Here is a 17,106-nt window from a genome sequence, read left to right as displayed (position 1 = left end):
CTAGTCACCTCCGGGCTCGCTCTAAAAGCCAGATTTAAAATTTATCTAAGCACGCCTATTTTCTTCCCTTCAATAGGTCTGCTACTTTTCTAACCGGAACTGTGTATCGCCAACTATTACTATTTTTCATGTTTTCATATTTCTTCTGAGTTTGTTCAAGTTCTTTTCTCAGCATTTCATTTTCTTTACTTATCCATTTTCCTCCGGGCTTTTCCTCTGTTTGAATAATCTCAAATCCTACTTTTACAGGCTTGTTACCATCACTTTCTTTAACTTTCCTTACTTTGGCTTTTTTGGGGCTTTGATTATTAATTATATCTGTAAAAGTATGAATATTTTCTTTTCTGCCTGCTGCAAATATAACCACTTTACCATTTTTCAGATTTTTCACGTATCCATTAATCTTTAAACTTAGAGCTTTTTTCTGTAACCACTTTCTGTATCCTACTCCTTGTACTTTTCCCGATATAATATACTTTTTAACGGGATAGTTATATTTAGGGGCAGGAGGCACTTTTACTTCTTTCATAAGTCCATTAGAGAGCGGTGATAAAATACTTTTGAAATCAAAATAATAATTCGAAAGTTTTTTTCCTTGATTGTCAATTGTTTCTGGGAAATAGTAATCAATAATTGCCGCCGGCACATCTTGTGCATTTCCTTTTTCAGGATATAAATGTGCAGCGATTTGAGCTTTTGAGTTTATTTCTAAAACAACACCAGTGTTATTTTTCTTATCAACCACCATATCTACTGCACCTTGTACTAAACCTGGAACTGCTTTAATAGCATTAATAGCCATATTTTTAATTTCTGGTGTAAGTTCCTCTGTTATTTCTACAGGGTCTCCTCCAGCTGAGACATTACTTTTTTCTCTTAAGAAAATTCTTTTTCCTTCCTCTGGAACACTATCCAGAGTATAGCCCGCAGCCTTAATAAAATTAAGTAGTTCTCTGTCTTTTTTTATAAGGCGGCTGTATAGATAAGGATTTTTTTTTCTTTCAATATTTTTGAACTTGATTAATTCATTAATAGTATTTTTTCCGTTTCCTAGTATATTAGCAGGAATCCTGGTTACTGCACCAGCAACACGATCCCCTACAACATAAATGCGGAAATCGTCTCCCTTTACGTATTGCTCTACTATAACTTCTTTGTAATTTAAATCGCCTCGTACATATTGCAGAGCCTCTTTCATTTCCGACTCATTTTTTATATTAGGAATAACTCCTTTACCCATTCCGCCATCTGATGGTTTTAGAACAAGAGGAAATCCTAATGTTTGGGAATAATTTACGATCGTTTCATCAGAGGTTTCTTCGGTAAAATTTTTGCCTTGTGGTACAGAAACTCCAGCTTTAAAGAGGTAGTCCTTAGTACGTGTTTTATCTACACAAATTCTTATTGCTTCACTGGTTACGATACTTCCTCTTGAAACCGCAAACTTAAATTCCTTATCTCCCGATCCTAATGAAAATCTAACTGTAACTTTATTTTCAATATAAATATTAAAAAACTTTAAATCTAAGCCCCTTCTCCACCCTTCCAGAGCAATAGTATACATACAAAGTTTATATCCATAAGCCTCTTTGGGTACAGCGTTTTCCAAATGCTGTAACCATTTTTTTCCATCTCCCATTTTGTGTTACCCCCATAACTTCGTTAATCCTCAAAAGGTTGTACTTCCAGACTGCAGTGCCAAAATCACCGTTTTTGAGGAGAAGATAAAATATCTTTTAAGATTATAACTTGTCAATTTTATTTACCCTATTATTATTCTTAAATATCTCTCCGATCTTTCGTAGTGGTTGAGTAATCCTCCACGACCGGCTGCGCTCGATATTTTTCAAATTTTTTTTCATTCTTCTTGTGTCTTTTTCCAGCTTTTTTAATTCTTTTTCAGCTTTTCTCAGCTTTGAAGACACTGACCTGAGGCTTGTAGTGTTAATTCCTTCATTTATTTCAAATCCTACTTTTACAGGAGAATGCCAGGCAGCCTCTTGGACCTTGGTAACTTCTGCAAATTCGCTATTCTTCAATGTTTGTTTGAATTCATTTACTGTTTCTTTATTAACTCCTGAAACTACTACTTCGATTTCCCCATTAATCGAGTTTTTCACAAAACCATTTAGCTTCTTATTGAATGCTTCCTTTTTTATCCACTCATGATATTTTAAGCGTCTTACAGATCCAGTAACTGTATATTTCTTTGAATATATTTTCCCTAACGGAGCATTGTTAACTTCTACTTCCATACCTGACCTGTTTTGCAAGGGTTCTAAAACAGTACTGAAATCAAAATAAATCTTTGACTTGTCTGTTTTAATTCCCTTAGTTTCCGGAAAATAGTAGTCAATTATCGCTCCGGGAATATCTCTTGACCGGCCTTTCATCGGAAATAAAATTCCCCCTATTTGTGCGGTAGGGTTTAATTCAATAACAACGGCGGATTCAGGCTCATTAAAGTCACCGATAATATCGACTCCGCCATGATGTAACCCGGGAACTGCCTTTATTGCATTAACAGCAATTTGTTTTATTGCTTCGGGAAGTTTATCAGTTACATCAATCGGATCGCCCCCAGCAGAAACATTCGTTTTTACTCTCAGAAAAATTTTTTCTCCTTTTTTGGGAATACTGTCAAGTGTATATCCTGATGCTTCAATAAATTCAAGTACTTCTTTATCTATCTCTATAAGGCAGCTGGTTAACCTGGCATTATCTCGTCTTTGTTCATTCTTTAATTCTATTAGTTCTTCAATAGTATGAACCCCGTCACCTACAATATTTGCAGGCAACCTATTATATGCGGCAATTACCTTGTCTTCTATGACATAAACCCTGTATTCTTCTCCATAAATATATCGTTCCACAATTACTTCAGGGTAACCTAGTTCTTCACGAACATATATCAATGCTTTTTTTAATTCTTGTAAATCTTTTATATTTGTTACAACCCCGTTACCTAAACTTCCATTAGTAGGTTTTAGTACAATAGGGAAGATAAGTGAAGAACATTCTTTCAAAATCTCTTCATCCGTAACCTCTTCGGTGAATTTTTTCCCCTCAGGTACCGGCACTCCACCTTTAGTAAGCCATACCTTTGTTTCTTCTTTATCCGACCCTATTTCTACAGCCTGTTTTGTTACTTTATCTCCTCTTGTTCTGAAGAAATAATGAGTACGCTCATCGGAACTTAGAGAGAACAACCGGCCTGGGGGGTTGACTCCAAAAGTAATCATATGGTCAAATTTTCCTGAATCTATTGTATACCATTTTAATTTTAATCCTCTCCGCCATCCCTCGATTGCTACAGCATATGCACAAAGTTTAGTTTTCCTTGCACTTGTTATAACTTCGTTGGTCAGATGGGGAAGTGTTATTATATAATTTTTTTCCATCCCTATATCACCCTTTTATTAATCTAACTAAAGACTTTGTTATATCTGCAACTTTTCTTACAGGCCAGGTAGCTTGCCAAAAAATATTTCTCTCATAACTTCGGTATTGAGTAGTAGCTACCTTGAGCTCTCTTTTTAAAACTTCCATTCTCTGATTTATTCTTCTAAGTTCTTCTAAGGAGGTTTTAAGATCACCCTTGACTTCAAATCCTACTTTTACAGGCGCTTTATATACTTCCTCATGAATATCGTTAACAGTTGACCTGTCAGGGTCATCAGTCAATGCTTTTTTAAAGTCATCTACACTGTCCTGGTCCGTTCCTGCTACCACAACTTCTATATCCCCAGTATCAAGATTTGTTACAAAGCCACTTAACTTTCGTTCAAACGCTTGTTTTCTCAAACCTCTATGATAATCAATCCCTTGTACATCCCCAGATACTGTATACTTTTTAGCATATATTTTACCTACAGGTGTATGGGAGACAGTAGAGATCGTGGCTGACCGTGTTAACAGTGGTTCCAGCATATCAGGAAAGTCAAAGTAGATTCTTTCTTTATCTGTTTCTATCCCAATTGTTTCAGGGAAATAATAATCTATTAGAGCTGAAGGTATATCACGTGCTTTTCCTTTCAGCGGGAACAAAATAGCACCAATCTGAGAGGTAGGATTAACCTCGAGTACAACAGCTCCATCTTTTTCAGATTTTCTGTTATCTGTGATAATATCAACTGAACCATGGGATAAACCTGGTATTGCCTGTATAGCCTTAATGGCAATGTCTTTTAGATCTTCAGAAAGTTCATCAAGAACATCTATCGGGTCTCCTCCAATGGAAATATTACTTTTTTCCGTAAGATATATTCTTTCCCCTTCGGGAGGAATACTATCGACAGTATAACCAGACTTTGAAAGGAAGTCTTCCAGCTCTTTATTAACACTGATTAGACAACTGACTAATCTTGGGTTTTGGGCTCGGTCTTCATTTTTATTCCTTATTAAATTCTCGATAGGGCTTGTCCCGTCTCCTGTAACATGTGCTGGTATTCGGTTTATTGCCCCTACTACCTGGTCATTAACCACATAAATTCGATAATCTTTTCCTGGAATATATTGTTCTGCAATTATTTCTTCCTGTTTAAACTCTTCATTATTTCTGTAATAAATTAATGCTCTGACTAAACCTTCTTCATCCTTTATATTAGTAAACACACCTCTGCCGAAGCTGCCATTTCCTGGTTTTAATACAACAGGATAGCCAATAGATGAAGCATATTTTACTATATCATCAATTTTTTGGGCGCCTTCAGAAAAAGATTTGCCTTCCGGAACAGAGATTCCCGCCTTAGTTAGCCTTACCTTGGTCTTTACTTTGTCCCCGCCTATTTCCACCGCTTCATTCGTAACCTTGTCACCTCTGGTCCTGAAGAAATAGTGAGTTTTAGTTCCTAAACTTAGCGAAAACAATTTACCAGGCTTGTCATCAAACCATGTTTTCATCTCACTGAACTTTTCTGAATCCTTCACATGCCATTTTAAAATCAGGCCTCTTCTCCATCCTTCAAGTGCTACAGCATATGCGTCCAGTTCCGGACCCCGGGCATCTGCCACTACCTCGCTTGTTAAATGGGGAAGCCATTCGGCGTTATTCTGTTCCATTTATTTGCTGCCTCCTAAATCTTCTTAATCCAGTCTATTATTTGCCTTATGTTCCGCTTTATTTTGAATTAATTGTTTTATAATTCTGAAACTGTTTGCCACTTAATAAATCATTGACTAAACGGTGTTCTGCTTCGAGAATATAGTCACCTAAAAGCTTATCATAATAATGATTGAAGTGGTCATAATTGCCCGGTTTCGGGGTGAACTCACCAAATACCAGTTCATCACCGGTCTTAAGAAAATCTATTCTTACAAATGGAGCTGGAATTTCCAGACTAATTTTCTCTGCCTGCTTTATATGTTCTGCAGTGACACCATTACCTTCAAATAACTGGTCCTTATACTTCCCTGTATCCGTAAGAGCCCCTTCAGGGCTCCACCAGCAGTATTTTACTTCCGGATAACGGACCACCTCTAAAATTAAACCAACTTTTCCGTAAAAACAATAGAATTTAATATCCCGTGCGGGGATTTTTTTGTCTATAGTTTCATAAACTAGTTCCTCTATAATCCATTCATCTTTATCTACCCAGCCTAAAGAAAAGTCCTCTTTAACAAAAGTCTCAAGCTCTTCCCAGCCGTTTAATGTCTGAGATCTTTTAACATCCTGAATTTCTTCAAGTGATGATAATAGATAGACGCCTCGCGAACCTGCTCCATCCCGCGGTTTTATGACGATTCCGTCGTGCTTTGGGAGCTCTGTGAACTTATAAATTTCATCACTCACCCAGGGTCTTCTGATTTTAAGATTATCAATAAAAGAATAAGCAACTGATTTATTATCGAGAATCCATTCGGGCAGTGTTTTTCCTAGCCTTAACAGCCTTAATCTTCTTGTTAAATTTGATTTGAAAGAAGATACTTCATTTAGCGGCAGCCCTGGTTCTTTTTCTGCTTCTCTGGTGATAAACTCCGGAATTTCCTCCAGCTGGAGCCCTTTTAACACTTTCTCATAAATCATATATTTAATATTTTTTTCAGTATTAATATAAGATTTAGCGGCAAATTTTAGGGCATTAGTATAATCTTCATTTAAGCTGGCTCTGTTCCTTATTATAAGGTCCAGAACCTCTATTATCTCGCCTTCGTCCTTTGATTGTTTGATTATATCCGTTAAATCTGCACCATCTAACTCTTGTAATTGCAGCTGAAGGTGTTTTTTTTGTTTTTCCTGCTCCTTATTTTCTTGAAAAGAAGCATCCAGTTTTACTTTTAAAGCTTTTACTTGCCTCTCCAGTTTGCTGTTTTTCACTGCGAGTTCTTCGGCCTCTTTAGCTAAGGTAATATATTTTGAACCAAGCAGTTTCCTTTTGAGATAATTAAATGTCCGTTTCATCATTTTAAAAGATTTTCTTGCAGGCCATGATAGTCTCCACAAACTGCTGTTAGTTACTGTATTATAATTTTTTTCAGCTAAAGAACGTTCTTTTTCTGCTTGCATTCTCATCTTTTGTTCTTTTTGCAGCTGTGCATCGCGCTTTATTAGTTTCTGCAGAAGAATTTGCTCTCTGGCTGGACTAATTTTGTCTTTAGAAGTTTGTCCTTTCTCACAATTTCCGTCCTTAGATATGTCTTTATCTGTTCCTGAGACTGGAGAGAATTCATTTTTGTTCACCATTAATCTCCTCCAGTTGCCATTCCTTTTCTGCTATATTTACTTCCCTAATTTCTGCAGCACACTTATTTGTCAGTCCGTTTCTTATTTCCGAAGTTACAGGAAACCATATGCCTGGTTTTCCGAAATACTCTTGTAAGTGTATATGGCAATGGGCTATATTGTATTTAACCTCATTGCCAGGGAGTTTATTAACTATAACGTGAATTTCGTCTGCATCTATTTCAGGAATATATTTCTGCCACTCATTAAGTGCTGCCGGGTTTAGTATCAGCAAATACTCACAACGCACTTTCTCTCCATAAACAATTGTCTGAACTGTATCCTCTAACCGTTCCCTGATTTCAGAGTCGGTTTTTTTATCCGGGCTGACAGTGTATTCGGATAATTGGATGAGACCTATACGACACTTTTCCCCTTTTGAAGCCTTTATTTTTTCTATATCGCGAATTACTTTTTCAGCATCTGTCCGAAGATCTGCTCCCAGAATAACGTCAAAAGTGCGATAGCCCTCTGTTTTTTCTTCCTTATTTGGCCACATTGGCTCAGGTGCTGAGAACGGCCGTTTTGTTTGAGGAAAATCATAATAAAGATTTTCCGATATAGCGTGGAAGTAATCATGCCCTTCCTCGTACTCTCTTCTGGCGCCCATTTTATATCCATGGTATCCAAAGGCAGAGTTTCCGGTCAGAGACGTTTCTGTCTGCCTTTGGAAAGAGAGGGGACCAGTTGGGACTTCAGTTACCGATTTTTCTCCAAATACCTTCTTAATACGGCGGATAAATTCCGAGTCGGCCGCAAAACGGACACTATCCCAGTATCCAAGTTCTTTCATTACCTCTTTTCTCCGGAACATAAAAGAAGACATATTGCTGAAGATATAGATTCCTGGTTTACCCCTTCGGTAAAATTTCAGGTCATTTGTTGCTCTGGCTTGCTGTGAGGTGTTCCCTTTAATATCAGGGTGATCTATCAGATGCCGTACTTGTATTTCCATCTTTTGCGGGTGGGACCAGTCATCAGCGTCATGAATTGTTACGAATTCTCCTGTCGCTTCTTTTAGCGCAAGGTTTCTGGCCATATAAGCGCCGCCATTTTTTTCAGCTTTTAAAAGGCGGACCCTCGGATCCTTGTTTACATAAGTTTCAACAATTTTTACTGTGTTATCTTTACTGCAGTCATCTACTACAAGTACTTCAAGGTTTGTCCAGGTCTGAACAAGTACAGAACTCAGAGAGGTGTCTATCACATCTTCGGCATTATACACCGGCATAATGACAGTGATTTTCGGGTTAATACTATTCTGTTCCTGATCTAATGTAACTTGCTCCTGCTTCACAACCAGCCGGTCATAAGCAGGTTTATCCATTTTTGTTTCTTCAAGAGAGATACCAGCGAGATTATAATAGCTGTACATTTTGTTAATCCACTGTAATCTCTCAGACATCGTTTTTTCCAGGTTAGAAGCAGCGAGATATAAATCAGGATGTTGTTCAGATACCAGTTTGCGGGAAATGGCATCTTTAGCACGATCCGTTTCCCCGAGAATTTCAAGGCTTTCTGCTTTCATTATTGCGGTCTGACGGAGCTTCACCGGATCTTTTTCCTCTATTAACGCCTCTGAGAAGTACTCCAGCGCTTTCTGTGCATCAGCTTTGTTATACTGATTCGCATGCCAGAGTGCTAATTCCCAGAATGCAAGCCTGTTAAGGTAGGGTTCATCCTTTTTTTCAGCCATCGCCTGCAAGTCTTCGTATCCCCGCTTTGTAAATCCCAGATTATAAAGGCGGTGTTTAACTTCTTTAATCTCTCGCCTCTGCCATTTTCCTGCGAACATAAACTTTTTGATGAACTGTTTTTGCCTGTCAGTTAAGCTGTTCTTTATCATTTCCCTTTGCTTGGGGCCGATTAATTTAAGAGAAGAGCGCTCTAATACATTTGAAGACTTTTTCACTAAACCTTTTAGCATCTTTCTTCAACACCTATTCATTACTTGTTTTATTTAGATCGGTTTTGCTTGCCTCGTTTTTGTTCTCAGAAGCCTTTTTTCCCTTTGAAGTACTTCTCTCACTGCGTCCTTTTGTTTTCTGTTCAGAGGCTTTATCTTTTTTCGACTTACTTTTTTTATCGTTATCATACTTTTCCTTATATCGTTTTACAGCTTCTTCAGGATCCCCATCAAAAACAATTTCACCTTTATCAACCCAAAGAACTCGTGTGCAAATTTTTTCTACAAAAGTCATACTGTGAGATACAATAATTACAGCTTTAGCTTGTCCCATCATTTCCTGGATTCTCTCACTGGCTTTTTGCTTAAAAGCCATATCCCCTGTCGATAAGGCTTCATCAATAATGAAAATATCCGGCTGTAATGTTGCGGCAATGCTGAACCCAAGTCTTGCCTGCATCCCGCTCGAATAATTTTTCACAGGTTTGTCAATTGCTTTTTTCAAACTTGAAAACTCGATGATTTTCTCATAATCCTCTTCAATTCTTTCTTTAGGAATCCCAAGCAGCATTCCATTTAAAAATATATTGTCTCTTCCGGACAACTGTGCGTTAAAGCCTGTGCCATAGCCAAGCAGAGAACTGGTCTCCCCATTTAGCTCTATATCTCCTTCATCTGGTGCAAGGATTCTGGTCATTACTTTACAGAGAGTACTCTTCCCCGCTCCATTATGGCCTATAATACCAATTACTTCACCTTCTTTAATTTCGAAGCTGATATTTTTAAGAGCCCAGAAAGTTTCTTTTTTCATATTAAACGAAACTCCCATATTTTCTGCTTTTACCACGGTTCTGTCTTTTATATCCTGCTCTGTTTTTGCAATTTCTAACTTTTTCTTTGCTTTTCGTTCTGTTTTTGGAACTGACGCTTTATATTTCTCAACTACTTCTTTTGGGTCGCCTACTTCCCGGATAGATCCTTTGTCAAGCCAAATCAATCTGTCGCAGTTTTTCTTTGCGTAACGAAGACTATGGGTGACAAGAATAACCATCTTAGCTTTTGAAACCAATTCTTTCATCTTTCCAGCAGCTTTTCGGCCAAAGCCAATATCTCCAGTATTAAGAGCTTCGTCGAGAATAAGAATCTCAGGCTCAAGATGAGCTGCCACGCTAAAACCTAATCTTGCCTTCATACCACTTGAGTAGTATTTCATTGGTCGGTCTAAAAAGTCCCCTAATCCGGAAAACTCTTGTATATCATCTATAAATTCATTAATTCTATTTTTTTCAATCCCAAGCATCATACCATTTAAATATACATTTTCCCGGCCAGTCAGTTCTTTATTGAACCCCATCCCTAAGGAAAAAAGAGCGGAAACTCTTCCATTCACTTCAATTGCTCCCTCATCAGGGCGTAAAATTCCGGAGATCAATTTACATAATGTTGTTTTTCCAGCTCCATTTGAACCAATAATTCCAAGAATTTCACCTTTATACCCCTTGAAGTCAAGATTTTTTAAAGGCCATGTTATTTTGCTCTCTTCACGTTCTTTATCTTTCTTGAAGAAATTAATAACATGAGATTTATAATCGTCTGTCCGATAGCCAGAATGGAAAGAAACTCCCAGGTTTTTAGCATGCAAAACAACTTCTCCGGAGCTATTAAATTCAGTTTTATTTTCAGTTAATGACATATCAAAAACCTCTTTTTATAGTGCTTTAATAATTTTGTGCTCATTTCGGCTATAATAATAAATCATAGCAGCAATAGCAGCAAGCGAAGCTGTGCCAATAATTAACAATCCAGTAAAATGAGGGTTAGCTTGCCACATAAGTACTGCTCTGTACGAATCTATTATTATTGCCACAGGGTTAATATCAACAACCCAGCTGTATTCAGTATTTCTCAAACGGCCACCTTCCCAAATAATTGGGGAAGCATAAAAGAATATACGAAGTATATGTGAAAGAATATTATCAATATCCCGTACAAATACGCAGATATATGCAACAAAAAGACTTATTGCCAGTAAAAACAGCATTTGAACTAAAATTATTAACGGAAGGTAAATTATCTGCCAGCCTGGCATAATACCGGAAAATGCCAGGAATACCGCAACAACTACCAGGCCGAATACAAAGTTATATGTCTGTGTAAAAGACATTGATAGTGGAAAAATAGACTTTGGCAAGTAAACCTGATTAATAATAGAAGAATATTTCATAATAGCCCTTGCTGATGAATTGACTGTTGTATTCATCCATCTCCAGGCTACTAAACCAATAACCAGGTATACAGCGAAATTATCCCCGCCCCCGCCCAGAATAATTCCAATTAAAAAGTAATAAACTAATACATTAAGGAGCGGATCTAAAAGCCACCAAAAATAGCCTAAATAGCTGTTACGGTGTTCCGCCTTCAGGCCGGATTTTACCAGATATATTAAAAGGTCTTTCCTCTTCAACATTTCATTAATATAATCACGCATGATATAAAGTTACACCGCCTAACTAAAGTAAAAACCTCGACTATCGATGTACTAAATTTTCTCATATACTATAACAGGAAATATGATTTTTAACATCTTTAATCAGTGGTATGTTAACCGTATTTTTCCTTCTTTTAATTCAGTACATACTTCTTTACTTTATAAAAAATATAATACATAAAATAATAAACACTCTTCATGAAACTTAATTTCTCGATATCTCTATAAACTCTCCAGTTCTGTTTTGCCATTTTCAGTTTGTTGCTTGACAGAGAATGCTGCACTACCCTGTATCTGGCTAGTACCTCCTGTATTCCATGTGCGTTTATTCCTCTTTTAGTGAGGTTCAGCCAGGTAGTATAATCCTGCCGGGAACGGATATTAATCATTTCAATTTGTCCCGTTATTTCTGTATCCAGCATAACTGTAAGGCACCCAATTAAATTTTGCTTCAAAAGGGCGTTGTAATCCACCAACTCCGGCACAGTTTCTTTTTTACCAGAAAGGTTTCCTTGTTCGTCCATATATTCGTATCCTGTGAATGAAAAACCAACTTTGTTTTCCTGCATGTACTTTAACTGTCTTTCCAGTTTCTCAGGCAGCCACTGATCGTCGCTGTCGAGAAAAGCCAGGTAACGCCCTCTGGCATTTTGGATAGCCGTATTTCTTGTTATAGCCGGGCCGCTGTTCACGTCAAGCTGGATAAGTTTTATCCTTTGATCTTTAAGAGCATATTCTCTTACAATTTCTGCTGTTGTGTCTGAAGAAAAGTCATCCACTATAATCATTTCCCATTCCGGGTACGTTTGAGAAAGAACAGACTCGATTGTACTATCGATAAACTTCTCTGCGTTATAAGCAGGTGTGATAACTGAAATTAATTCTCTATGCTTTCGTTCATTTATATAGCTCATTTAGAACCACCAATATTTGTAGGGACATTGTTATTTCGGAGTACTGTCAGCCTGCATCCTCTGATAAAGGCTGATTAGTTCCTCTTCTTCCTTTCCCCAATTTAATTCTTTCAGAACAGCTTTACGTCCGTTTTCCCCCATTTTTTTCGCTTCTGCAGGATTTGATCTTAAATAGTTTATTGCTTGCCTGATTTCTTCTTCATTATAAGGATCTACAGCTATTCCGCAACGATATTTGTCAATAAAGTCCTTCCATACTTTGAAATTTGAACATATTATGGGAATTCCTGCTGTCATATACTCAAAGAACTTAGTCAGTTCTTTCTTTTTATAATGCTCAGATGGAGGAAACAGAGCAAGTCCTGCTAACCATTGTTTACTAATATAGCTGTGATCGATTTCCTCTTTTGGCACATAACGATTAATACCTTCAATATAAAGCTGTTCCTTATTCTCTCCGGCCACTTCGAGCATTTGCTCCGCAAGCCACTCCGGACACCTGCCGTAAAAGTATACTGACATATTCTCGTCAATATTTGGCAGTGCAGCATGAGTAAGTGCTCCTCTGTCGGTTGTTACATTTCCTGTATAGAGCAGCTTGTTCTCAACTTTAGAAGTGTCCCGTCTTTTATTTATAAGGTTTTCATTTAAGATAGGATAATTTAAAACGCAATTGCCACGGGGGTATTTCTCTTTATAATATTTTTCCGCCAGCACCAATTCCATATTCTTCGAGAAAACTTTCTCAATTAACTTATATATTTTACTAATAACAATCCTCAATGGTTTCGTTAAATAATCCCTGGTTACAATTCCAGTTTCATAGTCCTCGTGTATATCATAAAAAACCGTATTGTGTTTTTTCTTAAGAAGCCAGGCAGCAGGCAAAAATTCCGGATCATGAAAATGATAATAATCCGCCTTTAATTCTTTTGCCTTTTTGTATGCTTCAATCGGGGACAATAACATACTTATAAATCTGTTCTTATACTTCTTCAGGGGAATAACAGGAACGGTATTCTCCCCTTTTAAATCAGACGACGAAGGAGCTATTAATGTTACATCGTACCCTGCTTTTTGCAGAGAGTGACACTGTTTGTAATAAATTCTTGGGTCTAATGGATGGTGTACAGTTGTAATGTGTACTACTTTTTTGGTGTCATTCACCTCTTATAACACTCCTGTTGCTTAAAGTTATGATTCTTCTCCCAATACGGCAGTAAAGACTCGTTCGTAATGTCTTACAATCTTGTTCGCATCAAAATGGCTCGCTCTGTCATGTCCTTTGTTAATAATTTCACTTACTCTCCCGCTGTCTGCTGTCAGTACATGGAGCATTTTTCCCGCCATCTCTTCGGCATTCCCGACTTCGCACAGAAGACCGTACTTACCTTTATCTAACACTTCTTCAGGTCCAGACTTGCAGTTTGTGGAAACAACAGGTGTCCCGGAGGCAAGCGCTTCAGCGATAACATGGCTGAAGCCTTCATGGACAGAAGAAAGAACGAATAAGTCTGCATGTTTAAAATAAATGTATGGGTTGCTTTGGAAACCAATAAAGTGAACCCTGTCATGAATGTTTAACTCTTCTGCTTTTCGCTTCAATTCCTTTTCCAGTGGTCCTTCTCCCAGGATGACAAGGCGACTGTTAATTTCTTCAGTTACTTGGGAAAATGCTTCTAAAAGTGTTTTCTGATCTTTTTGTTCTACTAACCTGCCAGCGGTGATTACTACTTTATCAGAAGAACTAAATAATTCTTTATAGTTATCCGGTATTATCCCTTCATTAATATTTTGTTTAATTCGTTCAAGATCTACCGGATTATAAATCACTTCAATATCTTTAGGTTTAATTTTATATCTTTTTACCAGGTTTTCTTTAACGCCTTCTGATAAGGAGACGATCTGGGAGGACAATTTATAAACAAGCCCAAATCCAATAAGCTGTAAATTGGTTTTGAAAGTCCCCCCTAAGTTATCCGCTTCCCTTATTACTGTTTTAACTTTTGTTAAGGATAGTTTTGATGCAAGGACAGCTATCGTATTTACCCTTGGTATAGTGCTGAAAACTAAGTCAATTTTCCTGTTTCTGATAATTTTTACCAGGCTCCATACAGACCGGCTGAGCCTCTTTGTATCCAGCTTTATAAAATCCACGTCTTCTTTTAATTCTTGTTCATACGAGCCATTAAAATTCAGTGTAACAAGAACAGGAGAGAATTTATCCCTGTCCAGGTTATTAATAATATTCAGCAGAGTTCTTGCGGCACCGCCAGCTCCCATTTGATAGATAAAAAATAATACTTTAGTTTTTTTCATCGATCTAACAAACCTTTCCAAAGGATGATTAATATAAATTTAATAGTAAAGCAATAAAATATTATACCATAAATAAGTATAGAGAATTGCGTGTATTTTTCGTTCTTTAGAACCCTTTAATATGACCATAAAAAATATAAATTCTTCTTTTTTCCTAAGTTTATAGCTATTCCTACCTTATGTTCCCCCCTCTTTTTGTGTACTATTTCCCTGCCTTCCCTCCTATAATGAAGACATAACCATGCTTAATACGACAAATTTCCGCTTATACCTCCAAAAGTCCCTTGAATTAATTGTCATTTAACCGATAAAATTAATATCAAGAAAGAAAGGAGGTGGAGTAAAATATTTACACCTAAAAAAATAATATTAATTATGTTGCTAACTATCTCTGCCTTATATGCAGTTACTTCAGAAAGTGAGGTTAGTGCTGCTTCCCTTGAATTTGGAGTTAGGGATGAAAGTGTAGTAGATTTCAAGCATGACTTAATGAAGCTTGGATTCGGTACGCACTGGACAAATCCTACCACATATTTCGGTTCTGACACTGAGATAGTAGTCCGTCAGCTTCAGGAATACTACGGTCTGGCCGTCACTGGTAAGGGGGATCAGGCAACTCTCCAAAAGATGAACGAGGTGCTTTCAAGTCCTTTTCAGTTCGGGGCAAGAAGCAGTGAAGTCCAGTCTTTAAAAGAGGACCTGATGAGAATTGGATTCGGCACGCACTGGACAAACCCAACTACTTACTTTGGTTCGGATACGGAAAAAGTAGTCAAGGAATTTCAGGAAACTAACAGCCTTGCTGTTAACGGGATTGCGGACGAGGTGACCCTAAGGAAAATAGAAGAGCTTTTGCCGCAGAGCCACGCACCAAACGTTAAATTAGAGTTTGGTACAAGGCATCAGAGTGTGGTTGACTTTAAACATGATCTGATGAGCCTTGGCTTTGGCACCCACTGGTCGAATCCAACTACTTATTTTGGACCGGATACAGAAAAGGTAGTGCGTGAGTTTCAGCGCTATTACGGACTGTCTGTCAATGGCCGTGGAGATCAGGCTACACTGAATAAGATAAACGAAGTCCTTTCAAGTCCATTGCAGCTGGGGGCTAGAAGCAGTGAAGTCCAGTCATTTAAACAAGACTTAATGAAAGCGGGCTTTGGCACTCACTGGAGCAATCCAACTACCTATTACGGCTCGGATACAGAAAGAGTAGTTCGTGAGTTCCAAAATGCTAATGGCTTGGCTGTAAGCGGCATCGCTGAGGAAGTCACACTAAGGAAAGTGAAGGAACTTCAGCCTGTTTCTTTAGAGCTTGGGACGAGACATGAGAGTGTAGTAGATTTCAAGCATGACCTGATGAGTCTTGGCTTCGGCACCCACTGGTCGAATCCAACTACTTATTTTGGATCGGATACAGAAAAGGTAGTTCGTGAGTTTCAGAACTACTACGGACTATCTGTCAATGGCCGAGGCGATCAGGCTACACTGAATAAGATAAACGAAGTCCTTTCTAGCCCATTACAACGTGGAGCGAGAAGCAATGAAGTCCTATCGGTTAAAGAAGACTTAGTTAAAGCAGGATATGGCACTCACTGGTCTAACCCTACTAATTATTTTGGCGCTGATACCGAGAAAGTAGTCAGAGAATTCCAGAGTACTAACAGTTTGGCTGTAAATGGGATAATTGATGAAGTAACCCGAGCTAAAATCGTTGAACTTGCCAGCGAAGTATCCAGCTATGGGACAGTGACAGCTACTAGCCTGAATGTCAGAAGCGGTCCAGGTACTAGTCATAGTACAATTGGTTCCTTACCTAACGGCACCCAGGTTGAAATACTTAATCGGGAAAGTAACGGATGGATAAAGATCAGCTTTAATAATTCCGTCGGCTATGTTTCAGGACAATTTATTGAGGAAACTAGTCAACCGACATATAAAACTGGCTATGTTACTGCTACCAGCTTAAACGTTCGAAGTGGCCCGGGGACAAGTTATGGCACTATTGGTTCTTTGCCAAATGGTTCAACAGTAGAAATTAGGAATACTGAAGGCAACGGTTGGCATCAAATTAGTTTTAATAATTCTGTTGGTTATGTTTCTGGGCAGTTTATTGAAATGGGCAACCCTCCATCCGGAAATGGTTCGCTGAGAGGGAAGGTAATCATGCTTGACGCAGGTCACGGGGGCAGTGATTCAGGAGCCATAGCTAATGGTATGCTTGAAAAAGCACTAGTTCTCGACATTACCCTTCGTGCCAAGCAATTACTTGAAAGACAAGGAGCCACTGTCTTAATGACAAGATCAACAGATGTCTATCTAACATTAGCTCAGCGTTCTTCACTAGCTAACTCTTCTAATGCTGATATATTTATTAGTATACATGCGAACGCTTTTAACGGTATTGCCAATGGGACAGAAACATTCTGGCATGGCAAGTATCAAAGATCTAATAGTATCAGACTTGCGAACTCACTTCAGGACGCAGTAGTCAGAAAAATGGGTACAAATTATCGCAGGGTAGCTGAAGGTAACTACCATGTTATCAGAGAAACAAGAATACCTAGTGCACTTTTAGAAGTAGGTTTTATGGACCACTCTGGCGATGCGGCTAAGTTGAATCAATCATCTTACAGGCAACGCGCAGCAGAAGGGATTCTAGAAGGTGTGCAGAATTATTTCAGATAATATAAAAAAGAAAAGAGCCAAATTACTGTCTCTTTTCTTTTCTTTTTTTTATTGGCTCCTATCCATAAAT

At 38.0% G+C, this 17,106-nt stretch carries 11 protein-coding genes; 1 reads left to right on the top strand and 10 read right to left on the bottom strand.

Translation table 11 applies throughout. The annotated features are described in order from the left end of the window. Positions 1 to 55: 55 nt before the first annotated feature. From BK582_RS08435 to BK582_RS08390, 10 genes are all read right to left on the bottom strand, one after another. Positions 56 to 1,639, bottom strand: a complete 1,584-nt coding sequence (locus BK582_RS08435; RefSeq protein ID WP_078594233.1) for an acylphosphatase — start codon at positions 1,637 to 1,639, stop codon at positions 56 to 58. A 103-nt stretch (positions 1,640 to 1,742) separates the two neighbouring features. Further along, positions 1,743 to 3,401: an acylphosphatase gene (locus BK582_RS08430; RefSeq protein ID WP_078594231.1), complete on the bottom strand. Its 1,659-nt coding sequence runs from the start codon at positions 3,399 to 3,401 to the stop codon at positions 1,743 to 1,745. A 7-nt stretch (positions 3,402 to 3,408) separates the two neighbouring features. Continuing rightward, entirely contained in the window at positions 3,409 to 5,061 is a 1,653-nt protein-coding gene (locus BK582_RS08425; RefSeq protein WP_078594229.1) for an acylphosphatase, read from the bottom strand. 58 nt (positions 5,062 to 5,119) lie between these two features. Then, positions 5,120 to 6,682, bottom strand: a complete 1,563-nt coding sequence (locus BK582_RS08420; RefSeq protein WP_078594227.1) for an ATP-grasp fold amidoligase family protein — start codon at positions 6,680 to 6,682, stop codon at positions 5,120 to 5,122. Then, entirely contained in the window at positions 6,666 to 8,648 is a 1,983-nt protein-coding gene (locus BK582_RS08415; protein ID WP_078594225.1) for a glycosyltransferase family 2 protein, read from the bottom strand. Before BK582_RS08415 ends, BK582_RS08420 begins: the two co-directional genes overlap by 17 nt. Before the next feature lie 13 nt (positions 8,649 to 8,661). Further along, the gene (locus tag BK582_RS08410; protein ID WP_078594223.1) at positions 8,662 to 10,320 is read right to left on the bottom strand and encodes an ABC transporter ATP-binding protein; all 1,659 of its coding nucleotides are present in this window, start codon (positions 10,318 to 10,320) and stop codon (positions 8,662 to 8,664) included. A 15-nt stretch (positions 10,321 to 10,335) separates the two neighbouring features. Beyond that, a complete protein-coding gene (locus BK582_RS08405; protein WP_078594221.1) occupies positions 10,336 to 11,115 on the bottom strand; it encodes an ABC transporter permease in 780 nt (259 codons plus the stop codon). 134 nt (positions 11,116 to 11,249) lie between these two features. After that, positions 11,250 to 12,029: a glycosyltransferase family 2 protein gene (locus BK582_RS08400; RefSeq protein ID WP_078594219.1), complete on the bottom strand. Its 780-nt coding sequence runs from the start codon at positions 12,027 to 12,029 to the stop codon at positions 11,250 to 11,252. 30 nt (positions 12,030 to 12,059) lie between these two features. Then, positions 12,060 to 13,196, bottom strand: coding sequence for a glycosyltransferase (locus BK582_RS08395; RefSeq protein WP_078594217.1), 1,137 nt, complete (start codon positions 13,194 to 13,196; stop codon positions 12,060 to 12,062). Between the two features lie 27 nt (positions 13,197 to 13,223). Continuing rightward, on the bottom strand, positions 13,224 to 14,348 hold the full coding sequence (locus BK582_RS08390; RefSeq protein WP_078594215.1) for a glycosyltransferase: 1,125 nt from the start codon (positions 14,346 to 14,348) through the stop codon (positions 13,224 to 13,226). Positions 14,349 to 14,723: 375 nt separating this feature from the next. Here BK582_RS08390 and BK582_RS08385 point away from each other — a divergent pair, with 375 nt between their 5' ends. Next, the gene (locus BK582_RS08385) at positions 14,724 to 17,036 is read left to right on the top strand and encodes a peptidoglycan-binding protein (protein ID WP_078594212.1); all 2,313 of its coding nucleotides are present in this window, start codon (positions 14,724 to 14,726) and stop codon (positions 17,034 to 17,036) included. Positions 17,037 to 17,106: the final 70 nt, after the last annotated feature.

The sequence above is a fragment of the Evansella clarkii genome (assembly GCF_002019695.1).
GTDB lineage: Bacteria > Bacillota > Bacilli > Bacillales > Salisediminibacteriaceae > Evansella > Evansella clarkii.
Note: the sequence above shows the minus strand (reverse complement) of the source record. Positions and strands in the feature narration are given on the sequence as shown.

Excerpts from the sequence above, each read along its gene's own strand:
- BK582_RS08390 (WP_078594215.1), bottom strand. The coding sequence starts at position 14,348 with ATGAAAAAAACTAAAGTATTATTTTTTATCTATCAAATGGGAGCTGGC.
- BK582_RS08410 (WP_078594223.1), bottom strand. The coding sequence starts at position 10,320 with ATGTCATTAACTGAAAATAAAACTGAATTTAATAGCTCCGGAGAAGTT.
- BK582_RS08400 (WP_078594219.1), bottom strand. The coding sequence starts at position 12,029 with ATGAGCTATATAAATGAACGAAAGCATAGAGAATTAATTTCAGTTATC.
- BK582_RS08435 (WP_078594233.1), bottom strand. The coding sequence starts at position 1,639 with ATGGGAGATGGAAAAAAATGGTTACAGCATTTGGAAAACGCTGTACCC.
- BK582_RS08430 (WP_078594231.1), bottom strand. The coding sequence starts at position 3,401 with ATGGAAAAAAATTATATAATAACACTTCCCCATCTGACCAACGAAGTT.
- BK582_RS08420 (WP_078594227.1), bottom strand. The coding sequence starts at position 6,682 with ATGGTGAACAAAAATGAATTCTCTCCAGTCTCAGGAACAGATAAAGAC.
- BK582_RS08405 (WP_078594221.1), bottom strand. The coding sequence starts at position 11,115 with ATGCGTGATTATATTAATGAAATGTTGAAGAGGAAAGACCTTTTAATA.
- BK582_RS08425 (WP_078594229.1), bottom strand. The coding sequence starts at position 5,061 with ATGGAACAGAATAACGCCGAATGGCTTCCCCATTTAACAAGCGAGGTA.
- BK582_RS08415 (WP_078594225.1), bottom strand. The coding sequence starts at position 8,648 with ATGCTAAAAGGTTTAGTGAAAAAGTCTTCAAATGTATTAGAGCGCTCT.
- BK582_RS08385 (WP_078594212.1), top strand. The coding sequence starts at position 14,724 with ATGTTGCTAACTATCTCTGCCTTATATGCAGTTACTTCAGAAAGTGAG.